Annotated in this window: 16 protein-coding genes and 1 pseudogene; 13 read left to right on the top strand and 4 right to left on the bottom strand. The window is 72.4% G+C overall.

The genetic code is table 11. From position 1 onward, the window contains the following. Positions 1 to 655 precede the first annotated feature (655 nt). Positions 656 to 4,204, top strand: coding sequence for a transcription-repair coupling factor (gene mfd, locus ACFYXS_RS37230; protein ID WP_389256215.1), 3,549 nt, complete (start codon positions 656 to 658; stop codon positions 4,202 to 4,204). 297 nt (positions 4,205 to 4,501) lie between these two features. Continuing rightward, positions 4,502 to 5,632, top strand: coding sequence for an acyltransferase (locus ACFYXS_RS37235; protein WP_389256216.1), 1,131 nt, complete (start codon positions 4,502 to 4,504; stop codon positions 5,630 to 5,632). A gap of 33 nt (positions 5,633 to 5,665) precedes the next feature. On the opposite strand, the gene ACFYXS_RS37240 is transcribed toward ACFYXS_RS37235, so the two are convergent. Continuing rightward, on the bottom strand, positions 5,666 to 7,018 hold the full coding sequence (locus tag ACFYXS_RS37240; protein ID WP_389256217.1) for a polysialyltransferase family glycosyltransferase: 1,353 nt from the start codon (positions 7,016 to 7,018) through the stop codon (positions 5,666 to 5,668). A gap of 394 nt (positions 7,019 to 7,412) precedes the next feature. Here ACFYXS_RS37240 and ACFYXS_RS37245 point away from each other — a divergent pair, with 394 nt between their 5' ends. Next, the gene (locus tag ACFYXS_RS37245) at positions 7,413 to 10,109 is read left to right on the top strand and encodes a glycosyltransferase family 4 protein (RefSeq protein WP_389256218.1); all 2,697 of its coding nucleotides are present in this window, start codon (positions 7,413 to 7,415) and stop codon (positions 10,107 to 10,109) included. Between the two features lie 96 nt (positions 10,110 to 10,205). Here the strand turns inward: ACFYXS_RS37245 and ACFYXS_RS37250 are convergent, their stop codons facing one another. The 3 genes from ACFYXS_RS37250 to ACFYXS_RS37260 all read right to left on the bottom strand — a co-directional run bounded on the left by ACFYXS_RS37250 (position 10,206) and on the right by ACFYXS_RS37260 (position 14,432). Beyond that, positions 10,206 to 11,744 carry a serine/threonine-protein kinase gene (locus ACFYXS_RS37250; RefSeq protein WP_389256219.1) on the bottom strand — a complete coding sequence of 513 codons (1,539 nt, stop codon included), beginning with the start codon at positions 11,742 to 11,744 and terminating at the stop codon, positions 10,206 to 10,208. Then, on the bottom strand, positions 11,744 to 12,313 hold the full coding sequence (locus tag ACFYXS_RS37255; protein ID WP_389256220.1) for a hypothetical protein: 570 nt from the start codon (positions 12,311 to 12,313) through the stop codon (positions 11,744 to 11,746). Before ACFYXS_RS37255 ends, ACFYXS_RS37250 begins: the two co-directional genes overlap by 1 nt. Before the next feature lie 97 nt (positions 12,314 to 12,410). Then, positions 12,411 to 14,432, bottom strand: coding sequence for an N-6 DNA methylase (locus ACFYXS_RS37260; protein ID WP_389256221.1), 2,022 nt, complete (start codon positions 14,430 to 14,432; stop codon positions 12,411 to 12,413). Positions 14,433 to 14,734: 302 nt separating this feature from the next. Between ACFYXS_RS37260 and ACFYXS_RS37265 the strand changes: the two genes are divergently transcribed. From ACFYXS_RS37265 to ACFYXS_RS37310, 10 genes and pseudogenes are all read left to right on the top strand, one after another. Next, positions 14,735 to 15,475 (top strand): hypothetical protein, encoded by a 741-nt coding sequence (locus tag ACFYXS_RS37265; protein WP_389256222.1) that lies wholly within the window; start codon positions 14,735 to 14,737, stop codon positions 15,473 to 15,475. A 94-nt stretch (positions 15,476 to 15,569) separates the two neighbouring features. Beyond that, positions 15,570 to 16,688 carry a hypothetical protein gene (locus tag ACFYXS_RS37270; RefSeq protein WP_389256223.1) on the top strand — a complete coding sequence of 373 codons (1,119 nt, stop codon included), beginning with the start codon at positions 15,570 to 15,572 and terminating at the stop codon, positions 16,686 to 16,688. A gap of 175 nt (positions 16,689 to 16,863) precedes the next feature. Beyond that, complete coding sequence (locus ACFYXS_RS37275; RefSeq protein ID WP_389256224.1) at positions 16,864 to 17,697, top strand: glycoside hydrolase domain-containing protein; 834 nt, start codon at positions 16,864 to 16,866, stop codon at positions 17,695 to 17,697. 82 nt (positions 17,698 to 17,779) lie between these two features. Further along, positions 17,780 to 18,481: pseudogene (locus ACFYXS_RS37280) on the top strand (HNH endonuclease family protein); the annotation flags it as partial. A 3-nt stretch (positions 18,482 to 18,484) separates the two neighbouring features. Next, positions 18,485 to 18,694: an excalibur calcium-binding domain-containing protein gene (locus ACFYXS_RS37285; RefSeq protein WP_389256243.1), complete on the top strand. Its 210-nt coding sequence runs from the start codon at positions 18,485 to 18,487 to the stop codon at positions 18,692 to 18,694. 116 nt (positions 18,695 to 18,810) lie between these two features. After that, on the top strand, positions 18,811 to 19,452 hold the full coding sequence (locus ACFYXS_RS37290; RefSeq protein WP_389256225.1) for a SurA N-terminal domain-containing protein: 642 nt from the start codon (positions 18,811 to 18,813) through the stop codon (positions 19,450 to 19,452). Between the two features lie 29 nt (positions 19,453 to 19,481). Then, positions 19,482 to 20,462, top strand: coding sequence for a nucleoside triphosphate pyrophosphohydrolase (locus ACFYXS_RS37295; protein ID WP_389256226.1), 981 nt, complete (start codon positions 19,482 to 19,484; stop codon positions 20,460 to 20,462). A 622-nt stretch (positions 20,463 to 21,084) separates the two neighbouring features. Then, a complete protein-coding gene (locus ACFYXS_RS37300) occupies positions 21,085 to 21,546 on the top strand; it encodes a DUF6479 family protein (RefSeq protein WP_389256227.1) in 462 nt (153 codons plus the stop codon). Between the two features lie 10 nt (positions 21,547 to 21,556). Further along, positions 21,557 to 22,258 (top strand): endonuclease V, encoded by a 702-nt coding sequence (locus ACFYXS_RS37305; RefSeq protein WP_389256228.1) that lies wholly within the window; start codon positions 21,557 to 21,559, stop codon positions 22,256 to 22,258. Further along, positions 22,251 to 23,501, top strand: coding sequence for a cytochrome P450 (locus ACFYXS_RS37310; RefSeq protein WP_389256229.1), 1,251 nt, complete (start codon positions 22,251 to 22,253; stop codon positions 23,499 to 23,501). Before ACFYXS_RS37305 ends, ACFYXS_RS37310 begins: the two co-directional genes overlap by 8 nt. Positions 23,502 to 23,544: the final 43 nt, after the last annotated feature.

Genomic DNA, 23,544 nt, shown 5'->3' on the forward strand with positions numbered 1-23,544 from the left:
GCGCCCGTTTCGTTGGGTGCCGGGGTCGGGGCCTCCGGGGCTGCACGTCCTGGACTGGCATATTTACGCGCCTTTCCAGCACCTGCTCATCCCATCCCGACCCGGACAGTGCGCACAAATATGCCGCACCGTCCAGAACATCCACCCTCCCCCAGCCTCCGGCCGGGGGTGCCCCCAACTCCCCCGCCCCCTCCGTAGTTCCAAGCGCCTGATCCCCGGTGGGGGGTTGTTGGCGGTGACGGCTGGGCACTTGGACGGCGCTGCGCCGACGGGTGGCCCGTGCACGGTGCCGTCTCTACCCCTCTCCGGGGATCAGGCGCATGACGAAACGGAGGGGGCGGGGTCGGAGGGTGGGCGTTCTGGACTGTGGAGCATATTTGGGTGCATGACCCGGGGTGATCAGTGGAGAGCACCGGAGGCACCTAAATGTGCTGTCCAGAATGGCCGGCCCGGAGGCCCCGAACCCGGCCCACCCACCACGCGCGCCGGGGTCACTGACTTCACAGGGCACCCGGGAGGGCGGGCGGGGAAAAAAATCAACGCACACAAGACGCGGCACCGGGTGTCAGCGGAGCGTCGTACGCTTGGGACACCCCGGCTCGTTCCACGTGTCGGGCTGTTCGCGTTGCCTGCCTGCCTTGGGACGGAAAGCCTCATGAGCCTGAACGGTCTGCTGGACGTCGTCGTGAGCGACCCCGCGCTCGCGGAGGCCGTACGTGCCGCCACCGACGGCAACCGCCCGCACGTCGACCTCGTGGGGCCGCCGGCGGCCCGCCCGCTGGCGCTGGCCGCGCTCGCGACCCGCACGGGCCGCACCGTGCTGGCGGTGACCGCCACCGGCCGCGAGGCCGAGGACCTGACGGCGGCCCTGCGGTCGCTGCTGCCGGCCGACTCCGTCGTGGAGTACCCGGCGTGGGAGACGCTGCCGCACGAGCGGCTGTCCCCGCGCTCGGACACCGTCGGCCGCCGCCTGGCCGTGCTGCGCCGTCTGGCGCACCCCAGCGCGGACGACCCGACCGCCGGCCCCGTACGGGTGGTGGTCGCCCCGATCCGTTCGGTGCTGCAGCCGCAGGTCAAGGGCTTGGGCGACCTCGTCCCGGTGGCGCTGCGCACCGGCCAGACCGCCGATCTGAACGCGATCGTGGACGGCCTCGCGGCCGCCGCGTACGCCCGCGTGGAGCTGGTGGAGAAGCGCGGCGAGTTCGCGGTGCGCGGCGGCATCCTGGACGTCTTCCCGCCGACCGAGGAGCACCCGCTCCGGATCGAGTTCTGGGGCGACGACGTCGAGGAGATCCGCTACTTCAAGGTGGCGGACCAGCGCTCGCTGGAGGTCGCCGAGCACGGCCTGTGGGCGCCGCCGTGCCGGGAGCTGCTGCTCACCGAGCAGGTGCGGGCCAGGGCGGCCGCGCTGGCGGAGGAGCACCCGCAGCTGCGCGAGCTGCTGGACAAGATCGCCCAGGGCATCGCCGTGGAGGGCATGGAGTCCCTGGCGCCCGTCCTGGTGGACGACATGGAACTGCTGCTGGACGTGCTGCCCGGCGGGGCGATGGCGGTGGTCTGCGACCCCGAGCGGGTGCGCGCCCGCGCCGCGGACCTGGTGGCCACCAGCCGGGAGTTCCTGGAGGCCTCGTGGGCCGCGTCCGCGAGCGGCGGGGAGGCGCCGATCGACCTGGGCGCGGCCTCGCTGTGGGGCATCGCCGACGTCCGCGACCGGGCCCGGGAGCTCGGCACGCCGTGGTGGTCGGTCAGCCCGTTCGGGGCCGACGAGGACGCCGCGGACGGCGAGGCCGACACCCTGAAGCTCGGCATGCACGCCCCCGAGGTCTACCGCGGGGACACCGCCCGCGCGCTGGCCGACACCAAGGGCTGGCTCGCCGAGGGCTGGCGCACGGTCTACGTGACCGAGGGCCATGGCCCGGCGGCCCGCATCGTGGAGGTGCTCGGCAACGAGGGCATCGCCGCCCGGCTCGACACGGAGCTGTCCGGGCCGGTGGAGCCCGCCGTGGTCCACGTGGCGTGCGGCTCGATCGAGAGCGGCTTCGTGGACCCGGCGCTGAGGATCGCCGTCCTCACCGAGACCGATCTGTCGGGCCAGCGCTCGTCCACCAAGGACATGGGCCGCATGCCGTCCCGGCGCCGCAAGACGATCGACCCGTTGACGCTCCAGGCGGGCGACTTCATCGTGCACGAGCAGCACGGCGTCGGCCGCTACGTGGAGATGGTGCAGCGCACGGTCCAGGGCGCCACCCGTGAGTACCTGGTCGTGGAGTACGCGCCCGCCAAGAAGGGCCAGCCCGGCGACCGGCTGTTCGTCCCGACCGACCAGCTGGAGCAGATCACCAAGTACGTCGGTGGCGAGGCGCCCTCCCTGCACCGGCTGGGCGGCGCGGACTGGACCAAGACCAAGGCGCGCGCCAAGAAGGCGGTCAAGGAGATCGCCGCGGACCTGATCCGGCTCTACTCGGCCCGCATGGCGGCCCCCGGCCACACCTTCGCGCCGGACACCCCCTGGCAGCGGGAGCTGGAGGACGCGTTCCCGTACGCGGAGACCCCCGACCAGCTCACGACGATCGCCGAGGTCAAGGAGGACATGGAGAAGTCGGTCCCGATGGACCGGCTGATCTGCGGCGACGTCGGCTACGGCAAGACCGAGATCGCGGTGCGGGCGGCCTTCAAGGCGGTGCAGGACGGCAAGCAGGTCGCCGTCCTGGTGCCCACCACGCTGCTGGTGCAGCAGCACTTCGGGACCTTCTCCGAGCGCTACTCGCAGTTCCCCGTCGTGGTGAAGGCGCTGTCCCGGTTCCAGAGCGACAGCGAGGCCAAGGCGGTGCTGGAGGGGCTGCGCGAGGGCTCGGTGGACGTGGTCATCGGCACCCACCGCCTGTTCTCCTCCGAGACGAAGTTCAAGGACCTCGGCCTGGTGATCGTGGACGAGGAGCAGCGGTTCGGCGTCGAGCACAAGGAGCAGCTGAAGAAGCTGCGGGCCAACGTCGACGTGCTGACCATGTCCGCCACCCCCATCCCGCGCACCCTGGAGATGGCGGTCACCGGCATCCGCGAGATGTCGACGATCACCACCCCGCCGGAGGAGCGGCACCCGGTGCTGACCTTCGTCGGGCCGTACGAGGACCGGCAGATCGCCGCCGCGATCCGGCGCGAGCTGCTGCGCGAGGGGCAGGCCTTCTACATCCACAACCGGGTGGAGAGCATCGACAAGGCCGCGGCGCGGCTGCGCGACCTGGTCCCCGAGGCGCGGGTCGCCACCGCGCACGGGCAGATGGGCGAGTCGCAGCTGGAGCAGGTCGTCGTCGACTTCTGGGAGAAGAAGTTCGACGTCCTGGTCTCCACGACGATCGTGGAGTCCGGCATCGACATCTCGAACGCCAACACCCTGATCGTGGAGCGCGGCGACACCTTCGGCCTGTCCCAGCTGCATCAGCTGCGCGGCCGGGTCGGCCGCAGCCGCGAGCGCGGTTACGCGTACTTCCTGTACCCGCCGGAGAAGCCGCTCACCGAGACCGCGCACGAGCGGCTGGCCACGATCGCGCAGCACACCGAGATGGGCGCCGGCATGTACGTCGCCATGAAGGACCTGGAGATCCGCGGCGCGGGCAACCTGCTCGGCGGCGAGCAGTCCGGCCACATCGCCGGTGTCGGCTTCGACCTGTACATCCGCATGGTCGGCGAGGCCGTGGCCGACTACCGGGCCGCGCTGGAGGAGGGCAGCGGCGAGGCCGAGGAGGCCCCGCTGGAGGTCAAGATCGAGCTGCCGGTCGACGCGCACGTCCCGCACGACTACGCGCCCGGCGAGCGGCTGCGCCTGCAGGCGTACCGCTCGATCGCCTCCGTCAACTCCGAGGACGACATCAAGGCCGTCCGCGAGGAGCTCACCGACCGGTACGGCAAGCTCCCCGAGCCGGTGGAGAACCTGCTGCTGGTGGCCGGGCTGCGACTGCTGGCCCGCAAGGTCGGCGTCTCCGACATCACCCTGCAGGGCGCCAACGTCCGCTTCTCGCCGGTCGAACTGCGCGAGTCCCAGGAACTGCGGCTGAACCGGCTCTACCCGCGCACGGTCGTCAAGGCCGGCACCAAGCAGATCCTCGTCCCGCGCCCGAGCACGGCGCGGATCGGCGGCAAGCCGGTCGTCGGGCGCGAACTGCTGGAGTGGACGGCGGAGTTGCTGACCGCGGTGATCGGCAGCTGAGGGCGGCGGACGGGGTTCTCCCCGTCCGGGTTCCGCGCCGGGCGCGTGTCCTGTCTCACATCCGCCACACAGGCATTCCCTGCCCCACGAAGGATGGTTATGGTACCTAGCGCCGGGCAGTGGCCCGGCCGGTGTACGCGGCATGCCCTGCCCCCCAACGATCGGCGGTCCGGTCGGCGATTCGGGGTACACGGGAACCGGGACGCCCTCCCGCGCGGGGAGAGAGCCGTGCCCCCGAACACACGTGATCCGGAGCCCGGGCCGGACGTCGTCCGGACCCGGTAAGCCCGACAGGGAGTGAGCACGATCTCCGTGCAGCCGACCATCACCGCCCCCGCCACCGCGACCGGGCCCCTCACCGCGACAGAGACCGCCTCCGCCGCGGCGCCCCCGGCCAAGCCGGTACGTGAGCACCGGTACGACATCGATCTGTTGCGCGTCCTGTGCTCGATCGGCGTCATCGTCTGCCATGCGGCGGGCCAGTTCCTGAACGTCGTCGGCCGCCATCCGTCGGGAGGCGCTCCCGTCTACTGGGTCGCGCTCGTGGGCCACGCGCTCAGCCGCTGCGCCGTGCCGTTGTTCTTCGCCATGGCCGGGTGGGTGGTGCTGTCCGGGGCGCCGCCGCGCAGCGAGGCGCAGGTGCGGACCCGGCTGATCCGCATTCTGGTGCCCATGGGCGTGTGGACGGCCGTCTACCTGCTGTGGGGCTGGGTGCAGGACACCAACCCCCACTCGACGAAGCGGCTGGCGTACGAGTCGCTGTTCGGCTCGGTCGCCCCCACCCTGCACCTGTGGTACCTGTACGCCTACGTCCCGGTGATCCTCGTGCTGTCCATGACGTCCCTGGTCAAGGACGGGAAGCGGCCCTGGGGTCTGGCGGTCGTGTTCCTCACCCTCGCCCTGACGCCGGCCTTCCTGGACGACGCGGCGGGCGTGCTGAACATCGACATTCCCGAGTTCACGTGGGTGCCCCTGCCCTACCAGATCGCCTACGCGGCCGTCGGCGCCTTCCTGCTCGCACTGCCCGCCTCCGCCACCACGGGGCGCGGCCGGCGCATGCTGTGGCTGGGGGCGAGCCTGTGCGCGTGGGCCGCCGTGGTCCTGTACGAGCACTTCGTGCGCAACCCGGCGCCGTACGACGGCTTCATGATGCCGATCCTGGCCGGGACGCTGCTCATGGCGTTCAACCGGCTCACCGTCCCCAAGCGCTTCCGGCCGCTGCTCTCCAAGCTCGGCACCGCGGCCTTCGGCGCCTATCTGGTGCACCTGATCTTCCTGAAGATCCTGGCGCGTCACCTGGTCACGCCGGACGCCGGCTGGCTCGGCGCCCTGGGCCTGATGACCCTCCTGGTGGGGGGAACGGCCGTGCTCTCCTTCGCCGTCAGCATGCTGTGGACGCGGATGCACCTGTCCCGCTGGCTGGGCTGACCGGCCCGGCCGGCCGGCCGGCGGCCCGGCCGATCAGCGCCGGGCTGTCCGGAGGCCGCGCACCAGGCGCCGGACCGTGGGGTTGCGGCGCAGCGTCGCCGCCCGGGAGGGGTTCCCACCGGGCAGGTCGAGCCGCGTCAGCCGCTTCTGGCTGAAGTACTGCGGGTGCTCGGCGAGATGGGCGGTGAGCCAGGCCGCCGCTTCTTCCTTGAGGGCGGCGTACGCCTTCGGCTGCATGCAGTAGCCCACGGCCCTCACCAGGGGAGCCAGGTCGTTCGCGACCTGCTCCGGGTCCGGATCGAGCGGCGTGCCGACGGCGGCCGCGTCCCCCTCCAGGTCCGGCAGGACGGCGTCGATGACCGTCAGCGGCACCCGGTTGCTGTTCTCGTAGGGGGCCAGGCGCTCGAGCAGTTCCCCGGTGCCCACCCGGGCGACCGGGATGCCGTAGAAGGCGGAGGCGGTCATGAGCGCGGTGGAGAAGCAGCCGACGACCAGTTCCGGACGGACATGCTGGTAGACGGTCTCGGCCAGCAGGGGGGTGTCGAGGATCGTGAGCCTCACCCCGAGTTCCGCCGCCGCCTGCTCGAGGGACTGCGTGAACTGGGCGGGCGCGCTGGGGTGCGGCTTGAACAGCAGGTACCGGTGGCCGGCGGCCACGGCGCCGCGCAGCATCCGCACGTGCAGCTCGTCCTCCTCCGCCACCGTGATCAGCTCCAGGGCGGAGAGGTACTGGCCGAGCAGCACCGCCGTCGGCCGGTCGTCCGCCGGGAGGAGCTCCTCCAGCAGGGACACCCCGTGCCCGCCGATGTCCTCGAGGACCTCCTGGAAGGTGTCGCCGGGGATGACGACCGGGTCCACGCCGTACTCGGACAGCAGCATGGGCCGCAGTCCGGGGACGAGGTCGAGGTGGAGGAGGCGCTGGAAGCGGCCGTGCAGGTCGGCGGGCATCCGGTTGCGCGTGGGGCCGTAGCTCATCAGGCCGTCGGCGTACACATGGATCGGGCTGTCGGCGAAGATGTCCGCGATCGCCCGGGACGGGTTGGCCTGGATGGACTCGCAGGCGATCTCCACCGGCCCGTCGCCCAGGTCCCAGGCCAGCCGCAACGCCCGCTGCCACACGGGGATCTCCTCGGGGAGAGGGGACCAGCCGGCCGGGTGGTGCGGGGCGATCATCTCGTTCCACGAGTGCACCGCGTCGAACTCGGGCCGCAGTTTCTCGAACCCGGGCATTCGGTCCAGCGGGGTGGTCAGTTCGGGAATCGCCGAGGTGTTGCTGATCACCAGCACCCGCCGCCGCCCCTCCCGGGGACCGAAAAGACCGGCCTTCACGGCGGCGGTTATGGTCGCGGCGGCGTACTGCGTCGCCGCGAAGAATATCTGGGTCATCTCGAAGGTTTCCTTTAAGCCCGCGCGTGCCCGCGCATACCGCTGGTGTGCACGGTCGACCGGCCGGCTGCCTCGGGGCGGGTGGCAAGACCTGTCAGTATAGTCGCCTGCCGCTTCGTGAATCATGGCGAAAGGGTTGCCGCAAGGTTAACGAGGGGTTCGCGGATTGCGGCCTTCTCCTCGCGGGGTTCGCCGTGCGCAAGTGAACGCCAGGGGAAGTCGGCGCCAGGAACGGGTGAACTCTGGTGCCATCCACTCGACGCGTCGCTATGGGATCCTTCATTATTCAGTCGGTGCGTCGAGGCACTTGGCTGTTCGATTTGTCCGCCTGTCGGCCGGAGGGGCGCGTGATGGCCGGGCCCGCAACCCGGTTCTGTCGCGCCAAGGGAATAAAATGCATATAGCGATATTTGTCGAGAACCGGAACGGGGTCGACCTGGCCGGCAAGATCATGCAAGCGGAGGGAGCCGGAGAACACACCTTCTCCGTGATCACCGCTGATCTTGAGGGGAACGTAGCCCGCTGGATCCGGGACGAGGCCGCGGTCCGTCTCGGCGGCATACCCGCCCGGAATCTCTTCAACGAGGGCGAGGCCCTCGACGACGGCGCGTTCTACGAGGAATTGAGCCTCCGGGTCGTCGCTTTCGTGGAGGAAAAGGGAGTCGACCGGGTCGTTCTCTTCAACGACCAGTCGCAGCGCGGCAAGCGGGTCACCCAGGCGCTCAACCCCCGGCTCCCCGTGGTCCTGGTCCAGGACGGACACCTGGACTTCCACTACAAGGAGCAGCGGGCCGGTCAGCGCGACCAGAACTGGTACTACGGCTCGTCCGCCCCGGCCGCCATCTGCGTGTGGGGTCCGGCGACGTACAACCACATCAACTTCCGCTCGTCCCAGGTCTCGACGCAGGTCCACATCACCGGCGCGCTGGGGCACAGCGACGACGCCGCCCTGCTGCAGGCCGCGCGTTCCGGCATCCACCGGCCTCCGACGTCGGACGATTCCCGTCTCCGCTTCATCGTGCTCGACCAGCCGCTGGGCGACCAGCGCAAGCTCTCCGTGCGGGAGCACCGCCTGCACCTGAAGGAGATCTGCGAGGCCCTGACGGCCTACGGCGACGTCGACGTCAAGCCGCACCCCTCCTCGCTGCCGCAGCACCTCAAGTGGCTCGAGACGCTGCCCGACGTCACGGTGCAGAGCGCGGAAGCCCTCCTGGACGCGGCGGCGCTGCAGTCCTACGACCTGGCGGTCACCTACTTCTCCACCACCTACCTGCAGACGCTCCGGGCGGGAGTGCCCCTTGTCCTGGTGAACCCGCTCCCGCTCAACATCGTCTTCCCGACCATTCACCACCCGCTCCTGCGCAGCGTGGGCTCCGCCGGTGAGCTCACCGACGTCGTCAGCCGGCTCAAGAGCACCGGGAAGTTCCTGGCGAACACGCACGGGGAGCCCATCGAGCACTACCTCACCTTCAGTGAGGACGTCGCCGAGCAGATCCTGCGCGTGGTGGAGAACGCGGAGCTCCCCGCGCCCGTGTCCACCGTGGCATCCGGTGCCGAGGAGGCGTCGCGCGGCGAGTCCGGCGGAGCGGCGCAACTGACGCTCGCCGAGCGGGCGTTCCTCGCCGTCCAGAAGCGGGCCGACCGCCCGAAGTCGCTGGCCGTGCTGGGTGCGGGCTTCTCGTACGTCACCGGCGTCGCGGTGCCGGTCCTCACGTACACCCAGTCGCTCCTGGCCGAGAGCCCGGTCGATGTGCGCTACTTCGACATCGCCGCCTTCACGCGCCCCGACGACCTGGCCGCCGCCCTGGGCGGAGCCGAGGTCATCATGGTGAACAGCCTCGCCCTCTTCTGGCGTTCCCCGATCGGCAACGCGACCGTGCAGGCCCTGATCGACTCCGGCCGCAATGTCGCGCTCTACGCGCACGAGACGGAATACGTCTTCAACTGGGAGGCCAACCGCGTCCCGGAGCGCCACCAGGAAATGCTGAACATCCTGCCCAAGCTCAAGGTCCTGTGCGTGTCCAAGGCCCAGGCCGACATGTTCCGGCAGCTGGGCGTCGTGGACCCGATCGTCGTGTACAACACGGTGCCCCGGGACAGCCACCGCAAGATCGCCAGCCGCACGCCGAGCGCCAGCCCCCGCATCGTCATGGTCGGAACGGTCCAGGACCGCAAGGGCGTCGACCTGTTCTCGCGCGTGGCGGAGAAGGCGCACAGCCTCGGACTGCCGTGGCGCTTCTCCTGGATCGGCTGGAAGACCCCGCGGGTGGGCGAGAAGTCGCTGCTGTCGGATCGCGTGGAGTGGATGGGAGCCCTCTCCCGGGACCGCGTCCGCGAGGAACTGGCCGCGTCCGACGTCTTCTTCCTGTCGAGCGTCGACGACCCGATGCCGCTGTCGGTCGTGGAGGCCGTGCAGCACAGGCTCCGCGTGGCCACCTTCGACCGGGTCGGGTCCAGGGAGGTCCTGCAGGGCGTCCCCGGCTACCGCTCGTTCGCCGAGTACACGCCCGAGGCGGCACTCGAGGCCCTGCGCGAGGTGCTGTCGGACGAGGTGTCCGAGGCGGGGTACCAGGAGGTCGAGGAACTCTTCGACATCCCGGCCTTCACCACCCGCATGACGACCGCGCTCGGTCTGCAGATGGGCGGATCGACCGTGGGCACGGCGGGCGTGGGCACCGTCGCCGAGGAAGCCGGGGACTCCGAGGACGGTACGGAGGAGGAGAGCCCGTTCGCCGCGGCGCTCGTGCAGCAGGTCCGCTTCCTGACCGAGGACTTCGTGGAGCACTTCAAGGCCGGCCGCGACGAGGACGCGCTGCGGGTCGGCGCGGAGATCCTCCGTCGCCGCCAGCCGGCGGACGTCGTGATCGGCATGGCGGAGATCCGCGCCCGCCGGGGCGAGAAGGCCGCGGCGCTGAGTCTGCTGGCCGCCCTCGCCTGCGTCGGCGGCACCCGGTCGTGGGCGTGGAGCGAGATCGCCCGGGTGGCCGGACTGCTCGGTCCCGAGGGCCGCGCCGTCTACCGCATGGCCCGGCGTGAGGCACTGCGCATCAAGCTCGCGAACCGCGCGGCGCGAAGCGGCGCACGTCGGTGATCCCCCGGGCTTCCCCGCCCGCTGCGGGCGGGGAAGCCCAGGGTCCCGGCAAGGGTCCTTCGTGACGGCTTCCCGGGCCCGGGCCCAGTCCCCGGACTAGCGGCCCATCTGACCGAGCCACGCCAGGGTCCGCCGCAGTTCCACCGAGAGCGGGTGGTGCGGGCCGTGCACGCGGTCGGAGTCGTACAGCAGCCGTGACAGCACGTCGTGCGCCCCGATCCGGTCGCCCGCCGACAGCAGCAGGTGGCCGATGCGCCGCCGCACCTCCAGCGGCAGTTCCGGGTCGGTCGCGCGGTACTGCTCGAAGGACGGCAGCAGCGCGCGGTACTCGGCCAGGGCCGCCGCGGCCTCGCCGAGCTGTTCCAGGCACTGCGCGGCCTCGTAGCGGTACTGCAGCGACTGCCGCCCCGAGGGCCCCGATTCCGCGGCGAGTTCGTCCGCCAGGCGGCGCAGCTCCGGCAGCGCGCGACGGTACTGGCCGTCCTCCATCAGCGTGGCCGCGTACTGCTTGCGCAGCATGCGCACGACGGGGGAGTGCTCGCCGTGCTTCTCGGCCGCGGCGGGCAGCACACCGCCCAGGATGTCGACGGCCTGGGTGATGCGGCCCGCGTCCAGCAGCCGTTTGACCTCGTCCACCGCCTCGGCGATGCCGCGCGCCCCCGCGGCCGGTGCCGCGGTGGGCGCGGGCGGCACCGCGGACGGCTGCGGCGGTGCGGCCGGCCGGTCCGGCCAGGGGGCGTGCGGGCGCAGGAAGGGGCGGGTGGGGTCCATCGGGCCGGGGGCGTGGTGGACGGTGCCGGGCACCGGCAGCAGCGGTGCCAGCTGACGGTAGGTCTCCTGCGCGTCCGCCGGCCGGTGCTGGGGGTCCTTGGCCAGCAGCCGCAGCACCAGCGCCTCCAGCGGCTCGGGTACCTCCGGGCGCACCTGGCGCAGCGGGACCGGCTGCTCGTACAGATGGCGGTGGAGCACGCCGAGAGCGGTGGATCCGGCGAAGGGCACGGTGCCGCTGAGGAGTTCGTGCAGCAGCACCCCGAGCGCGTACAGGTCCGTCCGCGGTCCCACCGCGCCGCTCATGGCCTGTTCCGGGGCCATGTAGGCGGGGGTGCCGATGGGCGTGCCGGTGTGGGTGAGGCGCGTCGTGTCGGTGTCCAGCACGGAGGCCACGCCCAGGTCCAGGACGACGACCGAGCCGTCCGGGCGCACCATCACATTGCGCGGCTTGAGGTCGCGGTGGACGATCGGCACCGCGTGCACGGCGGAGAGCACCGCGCACAACTGCGCGGCGACCGCGACCGCCCACGGCCAGGGGTACGGGTCGTGCTCGGCGAGGTGGTCGGCGAGGTCGGCGCCCTCCACGTACTGCATGACGAAGTAGAGCTCGTCGGTGTCGCTGCCGGCGTCGTGGACGGTGACCAGACCGGGGTGGTCGACCTGGGCGGTGACCCTGCATTCGCGCAGGAACCGGCGGCGCAGCTCCTCGGCGTCCGCCGCGCCCGCGACCTTGTCGGGGCGGAGCAGCTTCACCGCCACCCGCCGGTCCAGCCGGCGGTCGTACGCGGTCCACACCTGGCCCATGCCGCCCTGGCCGAGGACCGTGGCCAGCTCGTAACGGCCGGCGACGATCCGTCCGTTCACTACTGCTCCTCCTGCTTGCGCAGCAGGTCACTGAGTTCGTCCAGCTCGGCGCGCACCTGGTTGAGGCGCGGGGGGTGCGGCGGGGCGGCCGGCGGTTGCGACGGGGACGCGGGCCGGGGGAGGGCCGGCGGGGGCGTCGGGACGGCGCCGTAGGGGTTGTAGGCGGGCCCCGGCTGCTGGGACTGCTGCGGGGGGTAGGGGACCGTCGCCGCGTACGGCGGGTACCCGGTCGGCGCCTGCTTGCGGTGCAGGGCCATGTCGGCCACGAGGTAGTGGACGCCGACCAGCGGGACCATGCATATGACGGTGATCAGCGCCGCGTCCGTCCAGCGGCTCGACTCCGGCAGCGTGCCGATGGTGGCGAACGCCGCGATGGTCACCGCCGTACCCGCCCAGAACAGCACCCAGTCCAGCGCCCTGCGGCGCTGCACCGCGAGGTGCAGCAACGGCAGGCAGGACAGGAAACCGCAGCTGAGCGCCGTCAGCACGAGGAAGATGGCACGCAGCGCCACTGCGGAGCCCCCGGACTGCGCGGACGGGGGCGGCGGGACCGGGCCGGGGCCGTTCATCACTGCTCCTGGACTCCTGGACATGCGTACGGGACAGCTGCGGGTGGCATCGCGAGCGTATCGGCAGGGGCCGACAGGCGTTCACCCGATCCCGTAACTATTCGGGCCGCACGGTGCCGTCCGTCAAGCCGTCGTACAGACCCTGCACCAGTTGCTCGCCCAACTGCCCGGCCAGGCGCAGCGTCTCCTCGAAGACGGCGAGCGTCCGGAACCGCTCCCCGTAGCGCCGTTGGTCGGCCGGCGGCAGCCGGGGGATCTGCAGCCGGCGCACGTCGAGCCGGGTGGCGGTGGACGCGTAACTGCTGGCCTGGCGGTTGTTGGCGGTACCGCGCAGGAAGCCGGCGAGGAACCACGGGTCCAGCGAGGCGGGATCGGGACGCAGCAGGTGCAGGTTGCGGCCGAGCGCGGCCCCCGCGGTGGCGGCGTCGACGACCCGCGCGGCCGCGCCGCGGCCCAGCACCGGGACGACCACGTCGCCCTCCTCGACGAGCACCGGCTCGTCCTCCTGCGGGCCCTCGGGCAGGGCGCCGGTGGGCCCGGTGCCGGCCAGGACGTCGTGCTCGGTGAGCACGGCCGGGCCCCCGCCGGGGCGGGCGCTGCCCTGGCCGCCCGCACGCAGCACCAGGGCGCCGGCCCGGGCCAGTTCGCCGACGGTGGTCAGCGGCCACCGGGCGGGCGGGGCGGACCGGGCGGGCCCGGGGGCGAGTTCGCAGGTGCGGCGCAGGGTGTCGGCCAGCCGGTCCCGCACGTCGGTGAGTTCGGAGGGGCCGCCGCCGGCCGCCGGGGGCGGGAGATGACGCGCGGGGGCCAGGTCCACGTCGTCGTCGAGCAGGTCGATGACGGGCAGGACGCGGCTGACACCGGGCCGGTCGGCGTCCGGGCCGGCCGCGCCGTGCCGGTCGAAGGCGGTCCACGCGTCCAGCACGGTGGCGCGCACCGACTGCCAGGGCAGCTTCTCGCCGCCCGCCCCGGCGCCGCCCTGTGCCTGCGCGGCGTCGACCAGCAGCAGGTGCGGCGACGGCGGAGCGCCGCCCTCCGGCCTGCGCAGCACCCACAGATGCAGCGGGATGCCGTACGGGGGCGCGGCGCCGGCCGGCAGCGCGATCACGGCGCGCAGGGTGCCGCGCCGCAGCAGGTCGGCGCGGACCCGGCGGCCGGAGCGGCGGGACGCGGCGGCCGGCGGCATCAGCACCACCACGGTGCCGCCGTCGCGGACCCGGGCCAGGCAGTGCTGCACCCAGGCGAGTTCGGACTCGGTGCGGGCCGGGAAGCCGTACTCCCAGCGGGGGTCGTAGGCCAGGTCCTCGTGGCCCCAGTTGCGCTCGTTGAAGGGTGGGTGGCACAGCACGGCGTCGGCGGCCAGGTCCGGGAAGGCGTCCTCGCGGAGGCTGTCCCCGGCGGCCACCCGTACCTCGGCGGCGGTGTCGGCGTGCAGGGCCAGCCGGAGCGCGGCGAGGGCGGCGAGGTCGGGATCGGCCTCCTGCCCGTGCAGCGCGTGGGGTGCCTCCACGGCGCGCAGCAGGGTGCCGGTGCCGCAGGCCGGGTCCAGCACGCTGCGGGCGGGCCCGGCGAGCGCCGCCATCAGCTCGGCGGGGGCGGCCGGGGTCAGCGTGTACTGCCGCGGGTTGGCGTCCAGGTGGCGGCCGAGCAGGAACTCGTAGGCCTGGCGCGGGCCCAGTTCGCCGGCGAGGTCGGCGGCGCCGCGCAGCAGGACCGGGTCCACGGGGGTGCCGAGCGGGAAGCGGCCGCCGAAGCGGCGCTCCAGCAGTTCACCCGCCGCGCGGGTGAGCGCGTCCGCGTCCGCGTGCCCCCGTTCGCCGGGGTGTTCACGGACGAGCAGCAGGACGGCACCGGCCTGCCGCAGGGCGGTCGCGGTGCCCGCGGGGTGGGCCTCGGCGCGTTGCCAGACGCGTTCACGCAGCGGGACCTCGGCCAGTTTGCCCTGGCCGCGCAGCCACTGTTCGACCTCGGCGAGGGCGAAGGCCGGGCTGGTGTCGGTGCCGCCCACCGGCTTGGGGAAGTCGGCGTGCCGGCGGCGCCAGTTGCTCACGGCCGCGCGTCCCACACCGGCCAGCCGCGCGATACCGGCGGCGGTCACTTCTGCTGCGTTCTCCGGCACCTGGCTCGCTCCCCTCCCACATGGGCCTCTGCTGTGGCCCGAGCATACCGGTGAACGCGCGTTGCGCCCCTTCACATCGTGAATCCATGTGAACCGAGAATTCGTGTTGACTCGGTTCACAGGACATGCTGTGATTGACCCATCGGTTCACGGAGCTCCGTCACCGCGCACTCCGCTGTCCGGAGCGGGCAGGGGCGCTCCGTCCCTCACGGCCAAGGCCGCCTCCTTCACCACCGGCGGCCGCGGCGACCGGAAGAAGACGGGCCGAGCACGCCCGCGCGACTCACTCAGGGGAGACCCACATGACCACGCTCCGCGCTGCCCTCACCGCGGTCGGCTGCTCCGCCGCCGCCCTCACCCTCGCCGCCTGCGGCCCCCTCGGCACCGGCAAGGCCGAGCCCGCGTCGACCGCCCTGGCCGACCAGCCCGCCTCCGCGATCGGGACCAAGTCCCTGGCCGCCATGAAGTCGGCCTCCACGATGACCGTCGACCTCGACGGCATCACCGACGGAGAGCCGATGAAGTACCACATGACCATGAGCGACACCGGCGACTGCCAGGGCAACCTCACCATGGAGGGCGGCAACGTCCGCATGGTGAAGTCCGGCCCCTCCCTCTACATGAAGGGCGACGACGGCTTCTGGTCGTCCCAGGGGGCCGACGGCAAGGCCGCCCAGGACGTCATCGGCAAGCGGTGGATGAAGACGAACGCCTCCGGTCCCGACTCCAAGGAGTTCCTGCAGGCGTGCGACCTGAAGGAGTTCCTCGCCCAACTCGACAAGGAGGAGAGCGGCGACGACGGCGGCACCAAGGGCGAGCCCGCCACCGTCGACGGCACCCCCGCCCTGCCGATCACCGGCAAGGACGGTGCCGAGACGATCACCGCCTACATCGCCACCCAGGGCAAGCCCTACATGCTCAAGGTCGTGACCAAGGGCGGCAAGGAGCCCGGCACCCTGCACTTCACCGACTTCGACAAGCCGGTCGACATCAAGGCGCCCGCCGCCAAGGACGTCGTCGACATCGACAAGCTCGGCAGCTGACGGCCGTCCCGCGACGCCGGCCGCGGCCGGGATCCGGGACGCCGGACGCCATGATCGAGGCCCCCGCCCCCTTCGAAGTGTTCACGGAGTACTCATGAATCCCTTTGTGGCGACGGCCGGTGCCGGCGCACTCGTCTACGCCGCCGTCACCGTTCCCCGCAACGCGATGAAGGCACGTGCCAAGCGGGCGGAGGCGAAGGCCAAGGCGCCTTTGACCATCGATCCGGCGAAGTACGGGCTGGTGCCCGCGTCGAAGCTGGACACGGGGCGGGCCGGGCCCGATCCGGAGGCGGACGCCGTGGTGGCGGCCGCACGGGCGGGGGACTGGCGCCGGGCCGCCGCGTACCTTGCGGACGCGGGGCGCGACTGGGACCTGCGCTGGTACCGGCTGGGGCACATCGTGGAGGCGGCCGCGGAGGACGACGCGTGGCTGCGCGCCTGGCGCGCCGAGCGCCCGGGCGACCCGGACGCCGCGCTCGTGCACGCCGACCGCCTGGTCGCCCTGGCCGGCAGGGCGCGCGGGGCGAAGCGGGCCGCGTACACGACCAGCGAGCAGTTCCAGGGCTTCCACCGGTTCCTGGCGGAGGCACTGACGGCCTGCCGCGAGGCGGCGCGGCTGGCGGCGCCGGAGGACCCGACTCCGTGGGTCGCCCAGATCGCCATCGCCTATGGCCAGGGCTGGTCGCACGAGGACTTCCGGTTGCTGTGGACGCAGATCGTCCTGCGCGATCCGCACCACTTCGGCGCCCACGTCGCCGCCCTGCAGTACTGGTGCGCGAAGTGGCGCGGTTCGAAGGAGCTGATGTTCGGCTTCGCGGAGCGGGCGGCCGCCTCGGCGCCCCGGGGCAGTCTGCTGCCCGCCCTGCGGCTGTACGCGATCTTCGAGCACGACCACCAGGAACCGGAGTCCGCGGTCTACCGCGAGCCGTTCGTGGCCGCCGCCGTGGACGCCACCCTCGACGCGGTGGCCCAGGTCCCCGCGGGTCACCACCGGCTGCCGACCGCCCGGCACCTCTTGGCCGACGCGCTGTTCCGGACGAAGCGCCACGCGGAGGCGGTCGAGCAGTTCACGGCGATCGGCGGCTGCGTCGGCAGCGTCCCGTGGAGCTACTTCGGCGACCCCGTCAAGGAGTTCGTGCACGCCCGCACCAACACGTTCGTCGCATGGGAGCGAGCGGGCCGCCCGGCGCCGTCGCTTGGGGGATTCTTGTGACGGACGTGGCGCACACTTGCCCGATCTTGGATGAGCGGGCGGATAGGGTGCCAGGCGCCCCGCACGCGGAGGCCCGCGCACCCGCGTCACGGCGGTCGCAGCGCGCGGCCCGCGGGGGCTCTCAACGGCTTCGGCGGCACATGTGGTGCCGCGCACGTCAATGAATGGGGTGGGGATGTCCGGTCACCGGATGTCGAAGAAGCGTCGCTACATCGCCTGGGCGGTCGCGGGGGTCGCCGTGCTGGCGGGTGCCGGGATCGCGGCCGAGGCCTCGATGGCGACCACCGTGTCCCGTCCCGCGCCGAAGGTGTACACCGGCCGGGCGTTCGACACCTGCACCGCGCCGTCGGCGTCGGCGATGAAGGCGTGGAAGGCCACGAACTTCTACGGCGCGGCCGCCGTCTACGTGGGCGGCAAGAACCGCGGTTGCGCCCAGCCGAACCTGACCGCGTCGTGGGTGAAGACCGTGAGCGCGTCCGGCTGGAAACTGATCCCGCTCTACGTCGGCGCGCAGCCGCCGTGCCAGACGAGCCGCAACCCGGAGAAGCTGACCGCCGGTACGGCCGCCTCGCTCGGCGCCACGGACGGCGCGGACGCGGTGGCCAAGGCGTCGGCGCTCGGGATGAAGGCCGGCAGCACGCTGTACCTGGACATGGAGTCGTACGACACCACCAACACCGCGTGCACCACCGCGGTCCTCACGTACATCCGTGCCTGGGACAAGGCCGTCCACGCCAAGAACTACTGGGCCGGCTTCTACGGCTTCAAGAGCAGCAGCGCCGCCGCCGTCGCCCAGGCCAAGGACCGTACCGACCTGCCCGACGCGCTCTGGTACGCGCTGTGGGACCAGAACAAGACGACCACCGCCGACTGGCCGTTCTCCACAGCCCTGTGGACCGGGCACCGCCGCGGCCACCAGTACATGGTCAACAGCAAGGAGACCCGCGGCGGTTGGACCCTCACCGTGGACCGCGACGACTGGGACGCCCCGGTCGCCGTCACCGGCTGACGGGCGGGGGCGGCGGCCCGGCGCACGCGCGCGACCGGAAGGCCCCCTGCCGGTCGCCGCCCCCACCCCCTACAGTGCCAAGGTGGTCACTACCAGGGCGGGTTCACGGACAGGAACGGCAGCGGCGCTGCTCGCGGTGCTCCTCGGCGTCGCGGGCTGCACGGGCGAGGGCCTCGGAGGACAGGGCAGCGACGCGGCGGCGCCGGCGGGCTCGGCGCTCAAGGCGGTCGGCGACCTCACGGTCAAGGGCCGCGCGCCCAAGACCGGTTACGCACGCGACCAGTTCGGCAGTTCCTGGGTGGACACCGACCACAACGGCTGCGACACGCGCGACGACATACTGCAGCGCGACCTGACCGGCGAGTCCTTCCGGTCCGACGACGGCGGCGACTGCATCGTCACCTCCGGCAAGCTCGACGACCCGTACACCGGCAAGGGGATCAGCTTCACCCGCGGCCGCAGCACCATCGACATCGACCATGTCGTGGCGCTCAGCGACGCGTGGCAGAAGGGCGCCAAGTACTGGGACCGCGACAAGCGGATACAGGTCGCCAACGACCCGCTCAACCTCCTCGCCGTCGACGGCCCCGCCAACCGCGGCAAGGGCGACGGTGACGCCGCGACCTGGCTGCCGCCCAACAAGGCGTTCCGCTGCCCTTACGTCGCCCGCCAGGTGGCGGTGAAGAAGAAGTACGGCCTGTGGGTCACCGCGGCCGAGAAGGACGCCATGACCGAGGTCCTGCGCACCTGCCCGGACGAGCGGCTGCCCGGCTCCGGCAGGCCGGACGTGCCCGGCGCGGCGCCCTCCGGCAAGGACGACCAGGGCGACGGCAAGGGCGGCGGCAAGGGCGGCGACGACAAGCCCGGCTCCGGCGCCACCTCGTACCCGAACTGCGCCGCCGCCCGGAAGGCGGGCGCCGCCCCGCTCCACAAGGGCGACCCCGGCTACTCGCGCGATCTGGACCGGGACGGCGACGGAGTCGCCTGCGACACCTGACCGGCCCCGGCATCGTTTGTGCAGAGTGCTGGATATTGCGGGTCCCCGCTCAATATCCTCGATCACTGCATCTGCCAGATCGTGCACCGTCGCCCGATCCCTTGCCGGGAGGCAAAATGCTCCGCCGCAGGACTGCGCTCTCCGCCCTCGCCACCGCCGCCGTGCTCTTCGCCGCGCCACTCCTGACCTCCTGCGGAACACCGCACGCCGGTGCCGCGGCCGTCGTCGGCGGTCGGCAGATCACCGTGACCACGGTGCAGGCGAGGGTCGCGGCGGTGCGCGCCGCCCAGGAGAAGTCGCCGCAGGCCGACCAGCTCATCGAGGCCAGCAGCGACCTCCAGCGCAACACCGTGCACAGCCTCGTCCAGGCCCGGGTCATCGAGCGCGCCGCCAAGGACGCCGGTGTCTCCGTCACCCCGCGCGAGGTGCAGCAGGCCCGCCGCGCCGCCGAGATGCAGTCCGGCGGCAAGCAGCAGCTCGAGGCGCAGGTCCTCCAGACGTACGCGATGATCCCCGCCGACATCGACGAGAGCATCCGCACCGACCTGCTCATGCAGAAGGTCGCCGCCCACTACGGCGCGGACGTGCAGACCCCGGACGGCCAGGCCGCCCTGCTCACGGTCCTGCGCCGCACCGCCGACCGTCTCGACATCGACGTGAACCCGCGCTACGGCAAGTGGAACGCGCAGAAGCTCACCCTCGACACCAACAAGGACCCGTGGCTGACCGAGGTGAGCGCCACCAAGGCCGGTGCCTAGGCGCCACCCGGGCGAGGTAGTTTCGTCGGGTGGACCACTTGGATGACTCCGCCCGCCCGGGCCGCCTGGTACTGCTGACCACCACCCACCGCGTCGCCCCCGGCCTGCTGTCCTGGCCCGCGTGGGAGCTGCTGCGCGGTGCCGACCGGGTCGTCTGCCCCGACCCCGGGCACCCGCAGCTGCCCTACCTGCACGAGGCCGGCGTCGCAGTGGAGCACGCCGCGCCCACCGGCCGTGACCTGGTCGACCTCACCGCGGGCGGCCGCACCGTGGTCTACCTCACCGGCGGCGAGGGCGACGCGGCCGTCACCGACGAGCTGGCACGGCTCGGCGGCTCGGGCCGGGTGAGCATGCCCGACCTGGAGCTGCTGCCCGGTTCCTACGACCTGCCGGGCGCCCGGCTGCTCGACCTGGTCCAGGTGATGGACCGGATCCGCCGTGAGTGCCCGTGGAGCAGCGTGCAGACCAGCCAGGAGCTGGTGAAGTACGGCATCGAGGAGATCTACGAGCTCGTCGAGGCGGCCGAGGAGGGCGACCGGGACGCGCTGCGCGAGGAGCTCGGCGACGTACTGCTCCAGGTGGTCTTCCACGCGCGGATCGCGCAGGACGACCCCGAGGAGCCGTTCTCCATCGACGACGTCGCCGCGACGATCGTCGACAAGCTCGTCCACCGCCATCCGCACGTCTTCGGCGACGAGACGGCCGAGACGCCCGCGGAGGTCCAGGCGCACTGGCTGCGGATGAAGGAGCAGGAGAAGCAGCGCACGTCGGTCACGGAGGGCGTTCCGCTCGGCCAGCCCGCGCTGGCGCTGGCGGCGAAGCTGGGCGCCCGCGCGGACCGGGCGGGCCTCGCGGTCCCGGTGCCGGGCGCGGACGCGGCGGACACGGGGGAGCGGTTGCTGGCGTTGGCGCTGGCGGCGCAGGCGGCGGGAATCGACCCGGAGTCGGCGCTGCGGGCCGCTGCGCGGCGCTACCGGGATGCGATTCTTGAGGCCGAGAGGTCTCGCTGACCCGCGTTGTGGCTGGGTTTTTTCCCCGCCCGCCCTCCCGGGTGCCCGGCGAGGTCAGGGCGCCCCGGCGCGCGTGGTGGGGGTGCCGGGTTCGGGGCCTCCGGGCTGGCCATTCTGGACAGCACATTTCGGTGCCTCCGGTGCTCTCCACGGATCACCCCGGGTCGTGCACCCAAATATGCTCCACAGTCCAGAACGCCCACCCTACGACCCCGCCCCCTCCGGTGAGCTCTCGCGCCTGATCCCCGGTGGGGGGTAGACGGCACCGTGCCCGGGCCATTCGTTGGCGCAGCGCCGTCCAAGGGCCCAGCCGTCACCGCCAACACCTCCCTCCGGGGATCAGGCGCATGACGAGACGGAGGGGGCGGGGGAGGTGGGGGCACCCCCGGCCGGAGGCTGGGGGAGGGTGGATGTTCTGGACGGTGCGGCATTTGTGCGCACTGTGCGGGCGGGGATGGGATGAGCAGGTGCTGGAAAGGCGCGTAAATATGCCAGTCCAGGACGTGCAGCCCCGGAGGCCCCGGACCCGGCCCACACCACGCGCGCGCCGGGGTAACTGACTTCACAGGGCACTCGGGCGGGTGGGAGGGATGACTTGGGGCGAATGGGGTAAATGGGTGACATGCGAGCACTTGAGCAGATCCAGCTGGCCGTGCCGCACGACTACCTCGTCGGCATCGCCCCGCTGGTCGTGGGCATCTTCCTCGTCGGGTTGCTGATCGGCGCCGTGTCGATCGGCCTGTACGCCCGGTCCAAGGAGCCGCCGCCCGAGCAGCGGCCCCAGCCCCGGGGTGGGGCGTGGCACACGCGGCAGGAGTACGGCCGCGAGACCCCGGCCGACCACGGCCCCGGTCACCAGGACGGGGAGCGGCACCCCCTGACCGAGTGGCGTGACTACGACGAGTGGCCACAGGACGGCATTCGTCACCTTCCGCACTCCCTGAAGGGCTTCGGCAACTGGGGCTCCCACGGGGTCTCGTCCCCGCCGGAGGGCGTGTCCGCTCCCAGGGCCCATGCCGGCAGCCGGAATCGCTCTCCCGGGCCGGACCGCAACGGGAAGCCCGAGGGCGGCAGCAAACCGTAGTCTCGCGGCCATGCGCATCGACGTCCCCCACGCATGGCCGCGCGACGAGGCCGGGGCCCTGGCCCTGCAGGACCGGCTCCGGCCGCTGGCCGACCACCGCGGGCCCGGCCCGCAGCGGCCGCGGTACGTGGCGGGGCTGGACGTCGCGTACGGCGGGGGTCACGGTGCCGCGGAGGACATCGTGGCCGCCGCCGTCGTCGTGCTCGACGCGGCCACGCTCGCCCCGGTGGACCGGGCCACGGCGACGGCGAGGGCCGGTTTCCCGTACGTCCCCGGGCTCTTCGCCTTCCGGGAGCTCCCCGTGCTGATCGAGGCGCTGCGCGGTCTGACGGTCACGCCGGACCTGCTGCTCTGCGACGGCCAGGGGCTGGCGCACCCGCGCCGTTTCGGTCTGGCCTGCCACCTGGGGGTGGTCACCGGGCTGCCGACCGCGGGCGTGGCGAAGACCCCGTTCGCGGGCACGTACGACCCGCAGGCGCTCGGCGAGGAGCGCGGGGCGTCGGCGCCGCTGGTCGACGAGGGCGAGACCGTGGGCCGGGCGCTGCGCACGCGGAGCGGGGTCAAGCCGGTGTACGTGTCGACCGGCCACCGCATCGACCTGGACACCGCGTGCCGCCATGTCCTCGCCCTCTCCCCCTCCTACCGCCTGCCGGAGACGACCCGGCTGGCCGACCGGCTCAGCCGTGAGCGGCTAACGTCATGGGGTGCATGACAGCGTGACCCCTGAGCCCCCCGAGCTGTTCAGCTGGCAGTTCGCCACCGATCCCTACCCCGCGTACGCCTGGCTGCGCGAGCACTCGCCGGTGCACCGCACCACGCTCCCCAGCGGTGTGGACGCCTGGCTGGTGACCCGGTACGCCGACGCGCGGCAGGCGCTGGCCGACGGGCGGCTCAGCAAGAACCCGGTCCACCACTCCGAACGGGCCCATGCGAAGGGGAAGGTGGGCATCCCCGGCGAGCGCAGCGCGGACCTGATGACGCACCTGCTCAACATCGACCCGCCGGACCACACCCGGCTGCGCCGGCTGGTCTCCAAGGCCTTCACCCCGCGCCGCGTCGCAGAGTTCGCGCCGCGGGTGCAGGAGCTGACCGACCGGCTCATCGACGGTTTCGCCGCCAAGGGAGAGGCCGATCTCATCCATGAGTTCGCCTTCCCGCTGCCCATCTATGCGATCTGCGACCTGCTCGGGGTCCCCGCCGAGGACCAGGACGACTTCCGGGACTGGGCCGGGATGATGATCCGGCACGGCGGCGGCCCGCGCGGCGGGGTCGCCCGGTCGGTGAAGAAAATGCGCGCCTATCTGCTGGAGCTGATCCACCGCAAGCGCGCGGACCTCGGGGACGACCTGATCTCCGGTCTGATCAGGGCCAGTGACCACGGCGAGCACCTCACCGAGAACGAGGCCGCCGCGATGGCGTTCATCCTGCTCTTCGCGGGGTTCGAGACCGCCGTCAACCTGATCGGCAACGGCATGTACACGTTGCTGCGCAACCCCGGTCCGCGCCGCCGGCTCCAGGACGCGCTCGCCGACGGGGAGGACGGACTGCTCGGCACGGCCGTCGAGGAACTCCTGCGCTACGACGGGCCGGTGGAACTGGCGACCTGGCGGTTCGCGACCGAGCGGCTCACCGTCGGCGGCCAGGAGATCGCGACCGGGGACCCCGTTCTGGTGGTGCTCGCAGCCGCCGACCGCGACCCCGCGCGCTTCAACGAGCCGGACACATTGGACCTTTCACGCAGGGACAACCAGCATCTCGGCTACGGGCACGGCATCCACTACTGTCTGGGTGCGCCACTGGCCCGGCTGGAGGCGCAGTCCGCGCTCTCGACGCTGCTGACCCGGCTGCCCGACCTGCGGCCCGCCGCCGATCCCGCCGAGCTGCGCTGGCGCGGCGGGCTCATCATGCGAGGTTTGCGGACCTTGCCCGTCTCCTTCACACCGGAACGTGACTGACTGGGCGTCATAACGTGATCTTCACGTGATCCGCGAGACATCG

This window comes from Streptomyces sp. NPDC002574 (genome assembly GCF_042889545.1).
Lineage (GTDB): Bacteria > Actinomycetota > Actinomycetes > Streptomycetales > Streptomycetaceae > Actinacidiphila.